Genomic DNA, 17,304 nt, shown 5'->3' on the forward strand with positions numbered 1-17,304 from the left:
TCCGTATGATCAATATATAGGAGGGGTTTTATGAAAAGAAAACTATTAACCATTGTTGCGAGTATTACATTATGTACATCCTTCATACTAGGAGCCTGTAGTAAGGAAAGTGCTACTTCTTCTTCAAATGGTGAAAAAGAATTTCGTTATGCGATGAGTGGATTATATAAACCTTTTAACTATAAAGAAAATGACGGAAAGCTTGCCGGTTTTGATGTGGAAATTGGTGAGGCACTTGCGAAAAAAATGAATATGAAACCCACTCCTATTACAAATCCATGGGAAACGCTAATTCAAGGTCTACAATCGAAAAAATATGATGCTATATTGGGCAGTATGGCAATTACAGAAGAACGCTTAAAAGCTGTTAGTTTCTCCAATCCTTATTATCGCTCTGGTGCCCAAATTTTTGTGGCTAAAAAGAATACATCTATCTCTTCTCCAGAAGATTTGAAAGGTAAGAAAATTGGGGTTGTAAAAGCTAGTACCTTTAAAGACCTTGTTGCAAAACATACAGATCAAATCACAGAATATGATAGCGATATTACTGCACTTATGGACTTAGAGCCTGGACGCATTGATGCAGTAATCACTGATCAAATGGTCGGTTTACGTATGATCAAAGAAGGTAAATCAAATATAAAAGAAGCTGGAAAACCATTAAATCTTGATGAAATGGGAATTGCTATTCGTAAAGATGATAAAGAAATGGTTGAGAAAGTAAATAAAGCTTTAGATGAAATCATTAAAGATGGTACGTATGAAAAGATCAGTAAAAAATGGTTTGGGCGTAATATTCTTGGAGACGAGGCAAAAACAAAGTAAGTTAGCCATTTAGAGATTTCATAAATCATGCCCCACTTTGTATGTGGGGCACTTCATTCACTACTAAAATCCATACAATATGAGGTGACACATATGTTTGAAATTTTTATCTCTACCTATCCCACACTCTTAAAGGCTACTATTGTCACATTACAATTAACATTAACATCCCTATTACTCGGTTCACTAATTGGATTACTAGTCGCTTTCTTTCGAATCTCTAACAATAAGGTTTTAAATAGTATTGCTCATGTATATATCGCCATTATTCGTGGTACACCTTTAATTGTTCAAATTGCCATTCTCTATTTCGGTATTACATCGATTATTGTCTTCACTCCTTTTTGGGCAGGAGCAATTGCTTTAGCAATCCATAACGGTGCATATATTACTGAAATTTTCCGCGGATCCATTCAGTCCGTTGATCGTGGACAATTGGAAGCTGCTCGCTCTTTAGGGATGCCTTACCCTTTAGCGATGCGCCGGATTATATTACCACAAGCATTTCGTCTGTCTCTTCCCCCTCTAGGGAACCAATTTATTATTGGATTAAAAGATTCTTCACTTGTCGCTTATGTAGGAATGTCCGAATTATGGGGATCCGGTTTATCAATTGCCGCAGGTAACTTCCAGCAATTAGATACATATATCATTGTTGGTGTATACTATCTCGCACTAGTTCTTCTATTTACTTATCTTGTTAGTCTTCTAGAAAAACGACTACAACGAAAAGAAAATAACTCTGTCCAGGTCAAGACGAAGAACAAGAAAGAAGTCTCTTTATAACAAAAAGCAAGCTCTAAGAGAGCTTGCTTTTTCATCGTAAGATATGTCTATTATTGATTTACTTTTTTTATAGTCTCTTTTTCCTCTATATGTTCCTCACGATATGAAATATTATGAGGATCCAATCCATTTCCTAAAGAACCATAGAAATGCTCCCTATGCGGATCAACTAATTCACTTCCGTGATAATACACACGTGGTGTATTCCAAAGTGCTGCCAAAGCTTTTGTCATCGGCATTTCGTGATAGCGTTCCGGCCACATTTCTTTAATTTTATCTTTTACTAATGGATAGTATTTAGAACTCATAGCAGGAAACAGATGATGTTCTGTATGGTATGAGAAATTGAAATGTAAAACGTCTACCCAGCGCGGTACTGTTACTGATAAACAGTTTGCTAAAGGATCATTTACTGGAACAATAGGATTTAAGCGGTGATTTGTTGCGATATACGCCATTACAATAAAGTTAGCAATTAACAACGGAATCACGTATGCAAAGAACCACTTTGTAGGTCCCATAATAAACAATAAACTAATCCAAACTGTCCAGGGCAAAAGAAGTTGAAGCCATACAGATTTTTGATTGGATGACTTAAATTCTTTTATAAAATGAAAGAACATTCGAGTCGAATGTAACGTAAATTGAATTGTTAGTGACAGGAAACTAAAGAATGAACGTACATGAAGAGGCATGCGATATACCCAACTCAAAAACTTACTCTTTTTCAGTTTCTCAAATGTCGGCCATGCATCTGGATCATTCTCTTCATGCTGTGTGTGAACATGATGCGTTGCATTATGCCACTTTCTCCAAAGTTTTGGGCCAGTTGATAATGGCATAAATGCTATCGCACCTAAAAAATCACGAAGCCATGCCTTTCTTACAACTGTTCCATGTAAAATTTCATGTCCTAAAAATCCAAGTGAAGCAAAACATAATCCAAGAACAATTGCAATTCCTAGATTTGCCCACACATTCAATTCAAATACACCGATCGTTATTAAACCAGCCAATGCCACAAGTAAATAAGCCAGTCCACCAAATAATCGATTAGGAACTGGTTTAAATGCTTTTTTCGGCAAATGTGGTGCTACACGTGCTGCATACCACCCAAACGTATGAAGCTCCTTCATCCTTTTGCCCCTTTCTTATGCCGCGCCCCGCGCAACTTGCATATATCAATTCTTGCTTCCAGATTGATTTTACTACGTGATCCAAAAAGCATTTATCATAAGGAAAATATACTCACTCTATCGTCACTTAATTTTCGCTTTTATTATCAATGAAAAACATTTCTCTTTTTACTCTCTATCAACCTTTCCACATGATGAATCATAACAATAGAATTTCTATATTGTCAACAACTTTTATGACCTAGTAATAAAAGTTGGTTATATTTTTATAATTATACTTTATTTCACTAAAGAAAAAGCATAGATTTCATAAGGCTTTATCAGGTATATATACATATCCACTTAAACAACATAGACTCTATCTTATTCAAGAACTCTCTATGTAATCAACAAATGGAATCACTTGAATTTAGCTTTATATAAATCCTACTTCTTCATACTGCCCCAATAAAATAATTATATTAAAATATTTTTTCTTTCGTTTAGTAAGAATAGAACGCTACGAAAACAACATACATGAATTCCATATAATATGGAAATATTAAAAGGAAAATTGTTCTAATTTGGAGGTTTTCAAAATGACAGATGACACATTTCCGCAGTTACCATCATCCTATTGGATTGAATCTACTCAATTTCCTACTTTTCCTCATTTATCCGAAAATATAAAGACAGAAGTTGCTGTTATCGGAGCTGGTATTACAGGCATTACCACCGCCTATTTACTCGCTAAAGAAGGAATGAAAGTCGTTTTAATTGATTCTGGTTCTGTTTTAAATGGAACAACTGGGCATACAACCGCAAAAGTAACAGCTCAACATGATCTTATTTATGATGAATTAATAAACAATTTTGGTGTTGAAAAAGCCAGGCTTTACTACGAATCAAATAGTAAAGCTCTACAATTCATAAACGAGACTGTACAAACATATAAAATCGACTGTAATTTCACAAATGAAGATTCATATTTATATACAACTACCAATAATGGCCTGCGAAATTTAACGAAAGAATATGAAGCCTATCAAAAATTAAATATTCCTTGTGACTATGTTCAATCCCTGTCGATTCCTATTCCCGTACAATCTGCACTTGTGATGAAAAATCAAGCGCAATTCCATCCCCTCCTTTATTTAAAAACACTTTTAGAAAAGTTTGTGGAAATGGGTGGAAAAGTTTATGAGCAAACAACAGCTATTGATGTGGAAAAAGGAGATTATCCACAAGTTATTACAAAGGGTGACCATCGCATCACTTGTAAATATATTGTCTCTTGTTCACATTTTCCTTTTTATGATGCTAATAGCTTTTTCTTTACGCGAATGTACGCAGAACGCTCCTATGCCCTCGCAATAAAAGCAAAAACGGATTATCCAGGGGGCATGTATTTAAGTATCGATGATCCAAAACGCTCCATACGTTATACGACAAGCAATGGAGAAAAGTTGATATTGATTGGCGGAGAGAGCCATAAAACAGGCCAAGGAATTAATACGATGCTTCATTATGATGCACTATATTCCTTTGCTGAATCTACTTTTGGAGTAGATGAAATTCCTTATAGATGGTCAGCGCAAGATTTAATCACGCTAGATAAACTCCCTTATATCGGACATATTAACGAAAGGAATCCAAATATATTTGTGGCAACTGGATATCGTAAATGGGGAATGACGACTGGAACTGCAGCAGCTCATTTACTGAAGGACTCCATTCTAAAAGTCCACAGCTCATATAAAGAACTGTTTGCACCATCACGCTTTCATGCAAATCCGGATATAAAAACTTTCCTCTCTCAGAACATTGATGTTGCTAAACACTTAATTGAAGGAAAAATTGAAACCGCATTACGTAAGCCAGAAAATCTTGAAGTTGGCGAAGGTTCTGTTGTACATGTCAACGGTAAACGAGCAGGTGCTTATAAAGATAAAGAAGGAAAATTACATATCGTCGATACAACTTGCACACACCTCGGCTGTGAAGTTGAATGGAATAGCGGTGATTGTACTTGGGATTGCCCTTGTCACGGTTCCCGTTTTTCAATTGATGGGGATGTTATGGAAGGTCCAGCAGATCAACCATTAAAGCGAGTTGATAACGAATAAAAAAACAAAGAAGTTCAACGGGAATCCTGTTGAACTTTTTTATTTTTCATGACACCTTTTCATATAAATTTCGACATACGCAGGAAAATATTAACATTAAATAAAATAATATATTCATCTACAAATAAAAGGAGTGAATACTATGCAACCTTCTGCTCCACCTCATCTAGAATCTACAGAAACTATCTTTTCAAGTTCTATTACAAAACTTGTTGTTTTTATTTGTTGGCTAGCCATTCTAGCTGACGGATATGATTTAGGTATTTACGGCGCCGTTCTGCCAAAGCTCCTAGAAGACAAAAGCTGGGCACTATCACCAGCCCACGCTGGAACAATTGCCAGCTATGCTTTATTTGGGATGTTTATTGGTGCTATTCTAGTTGGAACCATTACAGATCTAATTGGACGAAAATGGACACTTATATGCTGTTTAGCCCTTTTTTCTATCACAATGGGCTTAGCTGCAATTGCTCCTTCTCCTGAATTATTTGGGTTATCTCGATTTATCGGAGGAATCGGATTAGGCGGTGTTATCCCAACGGCTTCAGCACTTACTGTTGAATATTCACCAAAAAAACGGCAATCTTTTATTTATGCTCTTATGTTTACCGGCTATCCTTTAGGTATCGTGTTAGGCGCTATTTTATCCATGTTTATGCTAGAAGATTTCGGATGGAGAATTATGTTTGGCATCGGAATGATTCCGCTACTCCTCATTCCTTTCATTATTCGTTATTTACCTGAGTCCATTCAATTTTTATTATCGCGAAATCGACAAGAAGAAGTGAATAAAATTCTTAATCGCTTTCAAATTGAATTCCATGTAAAAGATGAAATTCCTGAAACACCATCTAATATACAAAAGAAAAATGGATTTCTTACGTTATTCTCAAAAGATTACATAAAAGCAACACTACTTTTTTGGCTCACTTATATAATGGGAATGTTTTTAATATACGGTTTAAATACTTGGCTACCACAGATGATGCGCCAGGCAGGATACCCTCTTGGATCTAGTTTATCATTTCTACTTATACTAAATATTACTGCAGCTATCGGTGCATTATTTGCTGGGGCGATTGCCGATCGTATAGGAGCAAAAATTGTTATTAGTATCTCCTATCTTATGGCAGCCATATGTATTGGACTATTAACAATTAAACCATCTGTTACAATCATTTATCTTTTAATTGGTCTTGCTGGAATTGGATCAGTCGGTATTACTCAAATATTAAATGCTTATGTAACACAATACTTCCCATCACATATACGAGCTACCTCCTTAGGCTGGGGACTTGGACTTGGCCGAGTTGGTGCGATTGCTGGCCCTATTCTTGTCGGTATTATTATGACAATGCAATATGACTTGGCGTGGAATTTTTACTTATTCTCCTTTGCAGGTCTTATCGCAGCTATATCTGTTTTCTTTATTCCTACAAAATAAAGTGAAACTTTAATCAGCCCTCACCAATCGGGCGTTTACGGGCAGTTGACCTCCCACCTAACTTCTTCGCTCCAGCCGAATCTTGAGGTGGGAGTCTTACTGCCCGTTAATGCGGGATAAAAAAGAGCACAAACTCACTTGTGCTCTTTTTCATATACTTCAAACAACATATCTCGAAATAATGTATTCAAACTCTCAATATCAATCCCTAATCCCTTTTCAATCCCTTTCACGTATTGCTGATAATAATCAATTTGTTCTTCTAAAAATTGATTTAACGCCTGAACTTTCAATCCAACATCTAATTCCGTACCCGCTTTTTTCTTTACTAACAACTTCTCAATCTCATTCAATACACTACGTTCTATAGATAGTTCTATAAGTAATCGGTCAAATTCTACTGGAGGTAATGTCCCTTTCTCTTCTAGCCACTGACAAGCTAAAATAGGACGTAATACATAAAAGTACTTTTTCAACTTTACATTTTCACCTTGCAAAAATTCACGATAATTTTTTGAAGCCATATGTAAGTAATGATATATCGTTGCTTTTGGATCAAAATTCTTTTCACTCTTTTGCTGAAGCTGCTCTGGAAAGTTAGAGTTTTTCGAATAAAAAATTGGTGATCGAATCCACTCAAGTAAAGCTGGATTTGACTTCGTGAATAGTTGCAATGCCTTTTTAATATCCCAACCACTTATGTCTAAATCATCACTAATTGGATATTCGATTACATCACGCTTATCATGGATTGATAAATACCAATCTACAGGGTGTATATAAACAAACCTAACATCATAATCACTATCTTTCGATGGAAACCCCCACGCCCGACTCCCTGATTCCACAGCGAATAAAATTTTCACACCATTCTCTTTTTCAATTCGCTCTAGTTCTAATTCAATTTTCTCTCTCATTTCATACCATCTCCATTTTTTGATTATTTCCCTGGGAATTCGACAAATATACGACTAATTTTACTATATACCAAAACAGCTGTCAGACAATTTCTGACAGCTCAATAAAGCACTTATTTTTTCTTTTCAATTACAGTAGCAGTAATTCGTTCAAACTCTTTTTGAATTTCCTCTTTATATGCATCCACTTTTGAAAAATCCATAGCAGCAATATAAATTCGTTCTAATTTATCACGAACTGATTTTGCTTTTGCTAAGAAAGACATTGCCTCATTCATTTTTGCTTTATATTGAATGGAAACGTCACGAATTTCTGTAGCATACTTCTCATCCGTCCCTGGTTTAACAATAAGAGTATACATATCTATAATCTCATCACCTTCGCGACTTGGAAAATATTCATGTGGTGCGGTACTATCAAAAATTGCAAATCCTAATTCTCTTACGATAACCATATCAAGACTATTCGGGTCAAATCCGCAATGATATACTTCAACGTCAAAACCTTTTTCTTCTGCTGCCTTCGATAACTTTTTAAGCATTGTTGATTTTCCAGAACCCGGGCGTCCTTTTATAAAATAACGATGTGGTAATCCTTCTGTTAAATTAGGAACAAAATCAACTGCTCCTTTCGGTGTAGCAGCTCCTAAAAAACGATGTTTCACAATCGATTGTTCTCCCTTTTTATCTGCAAATAATTTCTGAATTAGCTGTTCTGTTAGTTCATTTGCTTTATTAAAATCAATGTTATTAATATATATTTTCTCCCACTCATCATGTATAACTAACGCCTCTTTAAAACATCCGTAAGCAGATTTGAAAGCCTTGCCCGCTTCTAATACAAACCGTTCAATTTCTAACTTCTGCTTTCTTAATTTATCTGAGTCCCAAGCAACTCCTAAATTTATATACTCTTCAATAACTCCTGGCATTTTCGGCTCAATAACATGCGGTGATGTTCCATCAACAATTCCTACTTTTAATTTCGGAATAATCACCCCATCAACTGACTTATTATCAGAAGAACAATGCAAAAGTTCAATATCATATCCTTTTTCAACCCATTCACGACCTATTGCCTTAATTAAAGAAGATTTTCCCGTTCCTGGGCCTCCCTTTAAAATAAACAACCTGTCTAGCCCCTTCAAATTCTCTTCGTATAAGCTGTGAAATCCTCTAGCTGTATTTCCACCGGCATAATAATTTAATACATTCCCTGTCACTGCACTCACTCCTTCGCAACAGTCTACTTACATAAGCTACAATATGCGAGCAACTTTATTTGGGTGAACACCTAATTTGTATTGCGCGAAAAAAGGAAATGAATTACAATTTAAATATCACGAATATTCCGAATTCAAAATCGAATAAACCTTTATCAAGAGAGGCAGAGGGACCGGTCCTTTGAAGCCCAGCAACCTCAGTTTATGCAAACTGAATAGGTGCTAATTCTTCCAAAATGCATTGCATTTTGGAAGATAAAACTCAACTAGTATGTAAAGCTCATCTTTCTTGATTATGAAGGATGGGCTTTTTATTATTTGAAAAAAATATATTGGAGGTATGTAAAATGAAAGTAATTGATCTATCACAAACGTTTGAAAATAATATGTCTCAATTTCCTGGAACACCAAAAATCCAACTAGAAGCCATTACAAGCGTTGAAGAAACAGGTTATCAAGTTACGAATTTTCATTCTGTCGTTCATGTTGGTACGCATTGTGATGCGCCTGCTCATTTCATTTCAGGCGCAACCACTATTGATCAATTACCCCTAAATCAATTTGTAGGCGAAGCTGTTCTTATCGATGTGACTCATGTTCAAGAGCGAAAATTACCTAAGGAAGTATTACATACTGTCGACATAAAAGAAGGCGATATTGTCATTTTCCATTCCAATCTATCTAATAAATGGAATACCGAAGCTTATGAGAAAGAAGCGTTTTATCTTTCCGAAGAATTAGCTGAAGAACTAGTTCAATTAAAAGTAAAATCTGTCGGTTTAGATTTTATTTCTCCTGATGAGGTAACGACAGAAACATCACCGATTCATCACATACTGTTAGGAAATAATATTTACTTAATTGAAAACTTAACAAACTTAGATGCCATTAAAGCGAAACGATTCTTTTTCTCAGCAGCACCTTTAAAAATTAAAAATAGTGACGGTGCTTTCGCAAGGGCATTCGCTGTTATTTTTTAAACATGGTCTACAAAAAAAGCAAAGATCACTTTTGACCTTTGCTTTTATATTTTTTATTTAAGTTAAAAAAGAATTGCTCCACCCTTGGTCGTATCCAAGCTAAATAATCTTTATCTTTCTTCTTTGTACAAGCTATCTCTTCTCCATCTACCATTTCGACAAGTTCTAGCTCTAACAGTTGCCTCGTAAATGCTACCATATTTACTTCTTCTGCTGGATATTCTTCTTTTAATTTCTCCTCAATTTCTCCCAATAAAAAACCGTCACGCATCATTGCTAGTGCATCAATCCAAAGTGGCGGCATTTCATATGTCTCTCCTGTAATCGTATCTTTTACAATATAGTTCTTTTGCTCTTTTCGAAATTGAATCGTGTGTAAACATACAGTCGAATTTAATGTTAATTCCATCATACCACCCCTTTCATCATATCCGCATAGAAAAAAGGATGCGCGTGCACCCCTTCTTTTCTTTTCATAACACTACTGAACCGTTACATGAGCTAAAAGCTCTATGTCGATATTTTCCTCCATTATAAACGAAGTTTTTTATAAAAAAAACCCTTCTTGAAACATTTTATAAAATGTTTATATTTACACAACAAGAACACTTTTCTGAAAAGTAATTTCGTCTAATGCACTACACTGTTGGTAAATAAATTTCCACTTTCGTTCCTATCCCCATACTACTTTCAATCGCGATACTCCCTTGATGTTCTTCAATAATTTTATATGTAATCATTAATCCAAGACCTGTACCATTCTCTTTTGTTGTATAAAAAGCTTTTCCGATCTTTTCTATTTTCTCATTTTCTATCCCAAGACCTTGATCTTCAACAGAAATACACAAGTTCTCTCCAGCTTTTTCATATGCCAGAATCCGAATATTCCCGCCTCCTGGCATCGATTCAATTCCATTTTTGATGATGTTTAACAACACTTGTTTTAATTGCTTATCATCACCATTTATAACGGGTAAATTTCCATCTACTTGCAAATTAAATTTCACTTTATATTGAGTCGCATAGCTTTCCATTAACTGTACAACATATAAAAGGATTTCCCCTATATTACACCATTCATAATTTGTTGGTTTCGGTTTTCCTAATAACATCAATTCACTAACAAACCCATTAATTCTCTCAATTTCTTGCAGCATAATCTCATAGCTCATCGTATCTTCAGGATTTCTTTCTTTTTGAATTTGTGTAAATCCTTTTAAAGCTGTTAATGGATTTCGAATTTCATGAGCGATTGTTGTAGACATAGTCCCAATAACCGCTAAATTTTCTGTCTCTTTCATACTGTTCATCATCTCAACAACTGTCCTTACATAAGATTGAAATCTCTTTAATAAAGAATGCGAAATGATGAAAAAGAATATACATAATACAAGCGGAATCACAACTTTTACATCTTGTAATATCAAAGTAAAAAATACATATTTTCCAATTACACTACAGGAAACGAAATAAAAATATTTTCTGTTCACGAAAATCGGTGCAAATAGAATTAAAAATATTTCAACCATATTTCCATTTTCAAAAACACGATCACTGTGTAAATAAATCATTAAGTTATTAATAAGATCAATAAGCATGTACCCAATTAAAAATAAGTATTTCACAAAATGTACATAACCTTGTTTTTGAAGATATATTGAAATAGGAAATAAAGATATTACTAATATATATACACCTATTCCCATACCACCTTCTGGCCACCCTACCCTTGCTTCATTAATATTCATAGCGGGATAAACAAAACAATAAATAACGTCATATAAAAAGAATATAATATAGAATAATAATATAAATACTTTTAAAGCTTCTCTTTCTTCATAAATCAAGCTCTTGTATTTGTTCATATAAAAACTCCCCTTGATCAATCCCCAATAAACATTTCAAATGTTATCTCTTTAAATTATAAATATGAAATTGCTTTCAGGGCAATATGTAACCTTCTAATACGAAAAGGAAGGAGATACAACTCCTTCCTTTTCAGTCACAATTTATAGCCACCTTACCCTATCATGTAGCAATCCATCTGTAAAATTATTATGTCCTACTACAAAATCCTTCATATATAAATTTAAATATTCGCCGTACTTACTTTCTGTATTTAATAATAACTCCTCGACATAATAAGCACCTTGGTCAAAGTGATCTAAAAGTAAACTACACAAACCTGCATAAATTCCGCATCCTACTTGGAAGTAAGTTGCATTTGTTTTATACTTTTGAAAAACTTGGCTGCTATTCATCACGTTATACATATACGTCTCACTATTTTCATAAACGAGTAACACACCAACTAAGTCCTCTCCCGTAATCTCTTCTTCTGCGGGATTAAATACTTTACGATTCCAATTCCATAAATCTTCTACTTTATCTAAGTTTTGTCTAATTAAATTTGTTGTATATTCATTAATCCGATAAAGAAAACCAACTTCCATATTAAAAGTTTTCCCTAAAATTAAGACTTCCTCATGTGGCATTAAACAACCATAAAATTCTTTTGCTCCTAACTTCACTTTATACTCTGAAGCATATACATCCTCATAAAAGTAAAGTGAACGATGATGACTCATATACATAGGATAACTCCATATCGCTTCATCAAGAAAACGCTCAACTGCCCATGATGCATAAAGTGTATGAGGTTTTATAAGCTCTTTATCATTCAAAAATGAATTATCATGTTCTACAATATAACATGCTCTTGGCTTTTCATTTGGACGTTCTTTCATAAGCTCAACAACCATCCATTGAACAACACCTGGATTCATACCTGAGCCTATAATTGCTCTTGTATTTGTAAATGTTTCTTTCTCCTTCTCAAACCTCGTATACCTTTCCGTAAGCTGAAAACCAAGTAAACTATCGTCTTGATCTACCGCCTCATTTTCCAAAGCTGAATTAATGTAACAAATTCCAAGTTCATTACAACAACTCAGTACCCTAATCGTATCTGCTCCTGAAACGTCAATAACAACCTTCGTTCTTTTTTCTTTTAAATGCTGTTTAAATTTGACTACATCTTGAAGATTTATTTCATATAAAACAAACTGATCTTTCAGATTTGGAAACAACTCATCATAATAACTTTTATCTTTTTGTTTTATATCCACCAAATGGAAGTTCACATTCTTTATCACTTCATAAATTGGATCTTTTTCATTTACTACCGCTTGATTCAAAATTGCTAACACTGCTTTTGCTGCCCCACCAGCACTGCCAAGTAATGTAATAGAAAACGCATTTGAAAACTGCCCCACAAACAAAACCCCTTTAATAGATTAGTTGAGCAGTACTTCCTCAAAAAATGAATTGAATACAATAAAAGATAGCTCGTACAGATTTTTTATAATTTCGGACAAGATTACCTCTTCATAACTAAAAAACAGTAACATACTTATATATTCAATTCACTTTCCCCCTCATACCCAAATAGCGGTAAACAAATAGGCTCGACCTTTTCTTCTGCATATATAAAAGAAAAAGCCAGCCCTTTCAACTAGTCTACGGACAATGGACAGATTTCACATGTTGAATATTCACGTACATTTTTGCGTCACGTGCTTTTAATATTTCAATATGTCCTTCATCAATTTTCGCCATTTTTCCGATTTTATTAGATTCCTCACCTAAATCAAACACCATAATTCTCCCAGCCATTTTAATAAGCTGTTCTTCAAACGTTCTAGCTAAAGTAATATTTAATGGATTTACGGGGAGTTCATTTTTATTGAGGGAATAAGGTACTTGGTTCTCTTTATAAGGAATTAACCATTTCAAATGCTTTAAAGATATATATACCGTTTTATAAACTGGGCTATAAAAAACAATATAATCGTTCATTACACTTGTAACATAACCGTGTATTGAAGCATTTCCTGCCACATAAATTTCTGTAAAAAGCCCTTTAGATGTGCTTAATACTTTTCTCAAAGAAATTGAAGGTGATTCCCTCTTAATTACAGAGTCCACATCTGGTTTTAATATTTCTTCATCATGCTCTCTTAAAAATTTATAATATTGGATATGGTATAAAGATATATATACATAGTCTTTTCCATTGTAGAGAACAACAATATCATTTCCTACATCAATTAATACACCTTTAAATCTTTTTTCACCAATTAATTTAACGTATATATTTTCCCCAATGTTCTTGTTTAACTCATTCATCTATATCCTCCTTTCTATGAAATTACAATTTTCCTGTCATTCATTTCTAAAAAATAATCAGGGGCAATGTTCTGTCTTTTAATAGTAAGAAATCCTTTTCATATACCGCGAAATAAGAAATCGTTCTTCACTTTCAATCATAATGCCCCTCTTATTTATTAAACATTATTCTTCTTCATTCTTTTTATTTTTAACTATTTGATTTACGCTTTTAATATGATAATTAATTACATAAATGACTTCTTCACCGTTTACTAGTGTAATACATCCGTCATGCACTTCACTTAATAAACCTTCCACACTCTCTGGTCCGCCACGATTAATCTTTACCCACTTATACTTCAAGTCACTTAATACATCTAAAAAAGTATCTTCATCAGAATAGAAATATGAACCATCGTAATCGTCACATTTTGTTTCTTTCACTTTCTTGACTAGACTCTTCACATGTTTTAGCTGATAATACACTACTTCTCCATGAGGTAATTGTAGCGTAAGGTAATCTTTTCCTAACGATAACAGTACACCTATTCGACTTTCTGGTCCGCGAAGATTTACTTTTACATTCTCACCGACTAAACCCTTGATTTGATCACAGCATACTACACTCTCCAATTTCGTATCCCCCTTTCTGTATTATCTTCCTCTACTTGATTGTCTTTGTGCGCGAGCACGACCTGAGTTATTGCTATTTCCATCACTTTTCTCATCGCTACTCTCATCACTCTCTCCACATACTGGTGCGTTATAATTAACACTTTTAATATGAGATAGTGCAATTAATACAACTTCTTCTTTTATAATTAACGTTACATAATCGCAAGAAACGTCTTGTAAAATGCCTTCAACTTTCTCTGGACCACCACGGTTAATTTTCACCCAGCGGTATTTGAAGCTTTGAAGTAGCGTTTCAAAGTCTTCTGCACTATCTTCTTCCAACCATCCGTAATCCGCTGCTCCACAATCTTTCGTATTTTTTGTAATGCTTTTCAGGTGGCGAATCTGATAGTAATGGTACTCCCCTTTTTCATTCTCTAATACAAAGTAGTCCGCATATACCGCTACTATTATTCCTCTTTGAGATTCTGGTCCACCTCTGTTCACTCTTACATAAGATCCAATTAAGTCATTCAAAAAATCACAATGAAATAAACTCACGAGAAAACCCCTTCCATTAATTTATAAGCTTTTGCACTGATAGTATATGTATCTGTACAGGTTACGTTCTCTATGTTTGTCCCCTGTATAAAAAAATATGCTTTTAACTAATAGTACTAATCCCTATAAAATCTTCTTTCCCTTAAAGTAACTCTGGGATTTCGGATGACTTTTTCATCCCTTAATATAAAAAGCCCCCGTATTAAGATACATTTCTGCATATCTTAATACGGGGGCTTTTATAAATTTAATCTTCGTCTTTAACATCCATATCTTCTGGAATTGGTTCGTTTAATATTTCTTCCACTAACTGCTTATATTTCTCCATTTGTTCTAAATGTGTATTAAACTGTTCCTTGTTTATTAAATATTGCTTTCCATCAAACAGTGCACGAATTTTCTTTTGCTGAATTAAGTCTTCAACATACGATTTTGGTAATTTCAAATACTCCGCAGCCTCTTCTATCGTTATATACAATGTGTTCATTCCTTTATTATTTTTTCATATATATACTGTATCTTACTTTATTTTTGTAAACAAATAAAAAAGATTTTGTAAATACAAATTAAAAAGCAGGTAGATGCATTCCATATATTGTATAATAGTATAGTAAGTATTTTTTTAAATATAGAATGGTATTACCCATTTACACAAAGGAGAGTTAACATATGGCTACTCGTCACATCATTACAATGTTAGAAAAAACATTACAAGTTGAAACAGAAAACACAATTTCTCATCTATCTAATTCTTTATCCGATCGTATTCTTTCACAAAGTGCAGCAGTACATGAAAACAATTGCTATCATACAATTGGCGAATGGTACAAAAATCATTTCTTATTCCAACAAGATGATTTCCTTTGGGCTAAATACGTTTTCTATGACGCATATTGTGAGTCTATAAAAAAACAGGGTCATCTTACAAAACGCGTTCGTCAAATATTAGAATCATTAGCTCGAAAACATGGAAAACAATACATTGCGTCTATACTAAATATTCCATTTCCTAATGAACAGGAAAAAGGGACAGCATAATTTAATAATGGTCCGCACAAACCAACTATAGATTTATTGTTCCCTGGAAATATTTACAAATAAAATGTTCAAGTCTTTGTGTTCCCTTTTTATAGAAATACATTCATATGACATGAACTAATGAAAACGGTGTCATGAAAATGATTGAAAATATAGTAAACAGGAAAAACCCCATTTGTATCTCTCGTCCATAGAAATAGAGATGTAAATGGGGGTATACTTGTTCCTTTATTATTTCATCATCTGCTTAATCAATTCTCGATTTCTCTTCTTAAATACTTCATTATGGGAAGAAACCATTCCGTACTCACTTGCATCAGGTTGAATAAATTGTTTCGCTTTATTCACAGCATTTCCAGCATCTTGGAATGCCCCTGCAATTAAATGTAATTTTCCTTCATGCTTTAAAATATCTCCAGCGGCATATAATCCGTCTACCGAAGACTCACTATTTGCATTCCCTGCAATATAATAATTATCAACAATAGCAACATCTAGCTCACTATTTTCTAATAATGTTATATCGCGTTCATATCCATGATTAATAATAACTTCATCGATAGATAAATGAGAAACTTCTCCAGTTTCATGATTTGTTAATTCTACATATTCAATCGCTTCATGGTTATCACCAGCAATTAATTTTGTAATCGATGTATTAAAGAAACATTCTGCTGAACTGTTCATAAGTTGTTTTACTTGTGCTTCATGACCAGATAATTCTTCTTTTCTATATGTTAAATAAACTTTTTTCGCGATTGGTTCTAATTCGTTCGCCCAATCAATTGCGGAGTTCCCTCCGCCTGAAATAATTACCGTTTTATCTTTGAAACGTTTTAACGATTTAACTGTATAATTTAAATTTGAGACTTCGAATCTCTCAGCACCTTCAATTGATAACTTCTGTGGATTCAATATACCACTCCCAGTTGCGACGATCACTGTTTTTGAAAAATGTTCTTCCCCAGAGCTTGTTTTCAACGTAAAAATGCCATCCTGATTACGAATAATTGATTCTATTTTTGTATTCAATACAACTTCAGGCTGAAATGTTAATCCTTGTTGTACAAGTTGCTCAATTAATTTCTCACCAGTGACCGGTAATAATCCGCCAATATCCCAAATCATTTTCTCCGGATAAACATGTATTTTTCCACCTAACTGTGGTTGAAATTCTATTATTTTCGTTTTCATCTCTCTTAGTCCACTATAAAAAGCTGAATAAAGCCCTGCAGGTCCTCCGCCTATCACAGTTACATCAAACAATTCTTCTTGATTCATTCGTGTCACTCCTCAGCTACTAATAATTGATTATCATTCTCAATAAAATATAACTTGTTTTTATAAATTTTACAATCAAAATCACTATTGACAATACACCTATATAAAATTATAGTATTTAAAGAATCAATAGTGATAATCATTATCAATTTGTTAATTATTAGCAACTGTGAGATTACATCTTCTTCTATTACTATGGTGAATACTACATGGTAAAATCTCA

17 protein-coding genes and 1 riboswitch are annotated in these 17,304 nt (G+C 33.9%); of the genes, 6 read left to right on the forward strand and 11 right to left on the reverse strand.

Going from position 1 to position 17,304, the window contains the following annotated elements:
• Positions 1 to 30: 30 nt before the first annotated feature.
• Both BG05_RS02410 and BG05_RS02415 read left to right on the forward strand, forming a co-directional pair.
• A complete protein-coding gene (locus BG05_RS02410; protein WP_003187062.1) occupies positions 31 to 825 on the forward strand; it encodes an ABC transporter substrate-binding protein in 795 nt (264 codons plus the stop codon).
• 93 nt (positions 826 to 918) lie between these two features.
• Positions 919 to 1,611, forward strand: a complete 693-nt coding sequence (locus BG05_RS02415) for an amino acid ABC transporter permease (protein WP_002169270.1) — start codon at positions 919 to 921, stop codon at positions 1,609 to 1,611.
• A gap of 50 nt (positions 1,612 to 1,661) precedes the next feature.
• Here BG05_RS02415 and desB read toward each other — a convergent pair whose 3' ends face one another.
• Positions 1,662 to 2,747, reverse strand: coding sequence for a Delta(10) desaturase DesB (desB, locus tag BG05_RS02420; protein WP_002091268.1), 1,086 nt, complete (start codon positions 2,745 to 2,747; stop codon positions 1,662 to 1,664).
• Between the two features lie 578 nt (positions 2,748 to 3,325).
• Here desB and BG05_RS02425 point away from each other — a divergent pair.
• A complete protein-coding gene (locus tag BG05_RS02425; RefSeq protein ID WP_003187065.1) occupies positions 3,326 to 4,852 on the forward strand; it encodes an FAD-dependent oxidoreductase in 1,527 nt (508 codons plus the stop codon).
• 142 nt (positions 4,853 to 4,994) lie between these two features.
• On the forward strand, positions 4,995 to 6,296 hold the full coding sequence (locus BG05_RS02430) for an MFS transporter (RefSeq protein WP_002016702.1): 1,302 nt from the start codon (positions 4,995 to 4,997) through the stop codon (positions 6,294 to 6,296).
• A 134-nt stretch (positions 6,297 to 6,430) separates the two neighbouring features.
• On the opposite strand, the gene BG05_RS02435 is transcribed toward BG05_RS02430, so the two are convergent.
• Positions 6,431 to 7,213, reverse strand: a complete 783-nt coding sequence (locus BG05_RS02435) for a nucleotidyltransferase domain-containing protein (protein ID WP_003187068.1) — start codon at positions 7,211 to 7,213, stop codon at positions 6,431 to 6,433.
• Positions 7,214 to 7,326: 113 nt separating this feature from the next.
• Complete coding sequence (locus BG05_RS02440; RefSeq protein ID WP_002186823.1) at positions 7,327 to 8,436, reverse strand: PRK06851 family protein; 1,110 nt, start codon at positions 8,434 to 8,436, stop codon at positions 7,327 to 7,329.
• A gap of 149 nt (positions 8,437 to 8,585) precedes the next feature.
• A riboswitch (SAM riboswitch) is annotated at positions 8,586 to 8,698 on the forward strand.
• A gap of 85 nt (positions 8,699 to 8,783) precedes the next feature.
• On the opposite strand from BG05_RS02440, the gene BG05_RS02445 reads away from it, so the two are divergent.
• Positions 8,784 to 9,416, forward strand: a complete 633-nt coding sequence (locus tag BG05_RS02445) for a cyclase family protein (protein WP_002091277.1) — start codon at positions 8,784 to 8,786, stop codon at positions 9,414 to 9,416.
• Positions 9,417 to 9,441: 25 nt separating this feature from the next.
• Here the strand turns inward: BG05_RS02445 and BG05_RS02450 are convergent, their stop codons facing one another.
• The 7 genes from BG05_RS02450 to BG05_RS02480 form a co-directional block, all read right to left on the reverse strand.
• On the reverse strand, positions 9,442 to 9,825 hold the full coding sequence (locus BG05_RS02450; protein WP_033708170.1) for a hypothetical protein: 384 nt from the start codon (positions 9,823 to 9,825) through the stop codon (positions 9,442 to 9,444).
• A 229-nt stretch (positions 9,826 to 10,054) separates the two neighbouring features.
• Entirely contained in the window at positions 10,055 to 11,281 is a 1,227-nt protein-coding gene (locus BG05_RS02455; protein WP_016121398.1) for an ATP-binding protein, read from the reverse strand.
• A gap of 144 nt (positions 11,282 to 11,425) precedes the next feature.
• Positions 11,426 to 12,691, reverse strand: a complete 1,266-nt coding sequence (locus BG05_RS02460; RefSeq protein ID WP_003187073.1) for a hypothetical protein — start codon at positions 12,689 to 12,691, stop codon at positions 11,426 to 11,428.
• Between the two features lie 244 nt (positions 12,692 to 12,935).
• Positions 12,936 to 13,604, reverse strand: coding sequence for an LSm family protein (locus BG05_RS02465; protein ID WP_003187075.1), 669 nt, complete (start codon positions 13,602 to 13,604; stop codon positions 12,936 to 12,938).
• A 165-nt stretch (positions 13,605 to 13,769) separates the two neighbouring features.
• Positions 13,770 to 14,219: a hypothetical protein gene (locus BG05_RS02470; RefSeq protein ID WP_003187077.1), complete on the reverse strand. Its 450-nt coding sequence runs from the start codon at positions 14,217 to 14,219 to the stop codon at positions 13,770 to 13,772.
• Between the two features lie 21 nt (positions 14,220 to 14,240).
• Positions 14,241 to 14,762 carry a spore coat protein B gene (locus tag BG05_RS02475; RefSeq protein WP_016126501.1) on the reverse strand — a complete coding sequence of 174 codons (522 nt, stop codon included), beginning with the start codon at positions 14,760 to 14,762 and terminating at the stop codon, positions 14,241 to 14,243.
• A 247-nt stretch (positions 14,763 to 15,009) separates the two neighbouring features.
• On the reverse strand, positions 15,010 to 15,249 hold the full coding sequence (locus tag BG05_RS02480) for a helix-turn-helix domain-containing protein (RefSeq protein ID WP_003187081.1): 240 nt from the start codon (positions 15,247 to 15,249) through the stop codon (positions 15,010 to 15,012).
• A 182-nt stretch (positions 15,250 to 15,431) separates the two neighbouring features.
• Between BG05_RS02480 and BG05_RS02485 the strand changes: the two genes are divergently transcribed.
• Complete coding sequence (locus BG05_RS02485) at positions 15,432 to 15,800, forward strand: hypothetical protein (RefSeq protein WP_002029521.1); 369 nt, start codon at positions 15,432 to 15,434, stop codon at positions 15,798 to 15,800.
• A gap of 231 nt (positions 15,801 to 16,031) precedes the next feature.
• On the opposite strand, the gene BG05_RS02490 is transcribed toward BG05_RS02485, so the two are convergent.
• A complete protein-coding gene (locus tag BG05_RS02490) occupies positions 16,032 to 17,081 on the reverse strand; it encodes an NAD(P)/FAD-dependent oxidoreductase (RefSeq protein WP_003187084.1) in 1,050 nt (349 codons plus the stop codon).
• Between the last annotated feature and the right edge of the window lie 223 nt (positions 17,082 to 17,304).

This window comes from Bacillus mycoides (genome assembly GCF_000832605.1).
Classification (GTDB): Bacteria; Bacillota; Bacilli; order Bacillales; family Bacillaceae_G; genus Bacillus_A; species Bacillus_A mycoides.

Excerpts from the sequence above, each read along its gene's own strand:
- BG05_RS02480 (WP_003187081.1), bottom strand. The coding sequence starts at position 15,249 with ATGAACACATTGTATATAACGATAGAAGAGGCTGCGGAGTATTTGAAA.
- BG05_RS02410 (WP_003187062.1), top strand. The coding sequence starts at position 31 with ATGAAAAGAAAACTATTAACCATTGTTGCGAGTATTACATTATGTACA.
- BG05_RS02425 (WP_003187065.1), top strand. The coding sequence starts at position 3,326 with ATGACAGATGACACATTTCCGCAGTTACCATCATCCTATTGGATTGAA.
- BG05_RS02485 (WP_002029521.1), top strand. The coding sequence starts at position 15,432 with ATGGCTACTCGTCACATCATTACAATGTTAGAAAAAACATTACAAGTT.
- BG05_RS02445 (WP_002091277.1), top strand. The coding sequence starts at position 8,784 with ATGAAAGTAATTGATCTATCACAAACGTTTGAAAATAATATGTCTCAA.
- BG05_RS02465 (WP_003187075.1), bottom strand. The coding sequence starts at position 13,604 with ATGAATGAGTTAAACAAGAACATTGGGGAAAATATATACGTTAAATTA.
- BG05_RS02415 (WP_002169270.1), top strand. The coding sequence starts at position 919 with ATGTTTGAAATTTTTATCTCTACCTATCCCACACTCTTAAAGGCTACT.
- BG05_RS02435 (WP_003187068.1), bottom strand. The coding sequence starts at position 7,213 with ATGAGAGAGAAAATTGAATTAGAACTAGAGCGAATTGAAAAAGAGAAT.
- desB (WP_002091268.1), bottom strand. The coding sequence starts at position 2,747 with ATGAAGGAGCTTCATACGTTTGGGTGGTATGCAGCACGTGTAGCACCA.
- BG05_RS02430 (WP_002016702.1), top strand. The coding sequence starts at position 4,995 with ATGCAACCTTCTGCTCCACCTCATCTAGAATCTACAGAAACTATCTTT.
- BG05_RS02450 (WP_033708170.1), bottom strand. The coding sequence starts at position 9,825 with ATGGAATTAACATTAAATTCGACTGTATGTTTACACACGATTCAATTT.
- BG05_RS02490 (WP_003187084.1), bottom strand. The coding sequence starts at position 17,081 with ATGAATCAAGAAGAATTGTTTGATGTAACTGTGATAGGCGGAGGACCT.
- BG05_RS02455 (WP_016121398.1), bottom strand. The coding sequence starts at position 11,281 with ATGAACAAATACAAGAGCTTGATTTATGAAGAAAGAGAAGCTTTAAAA.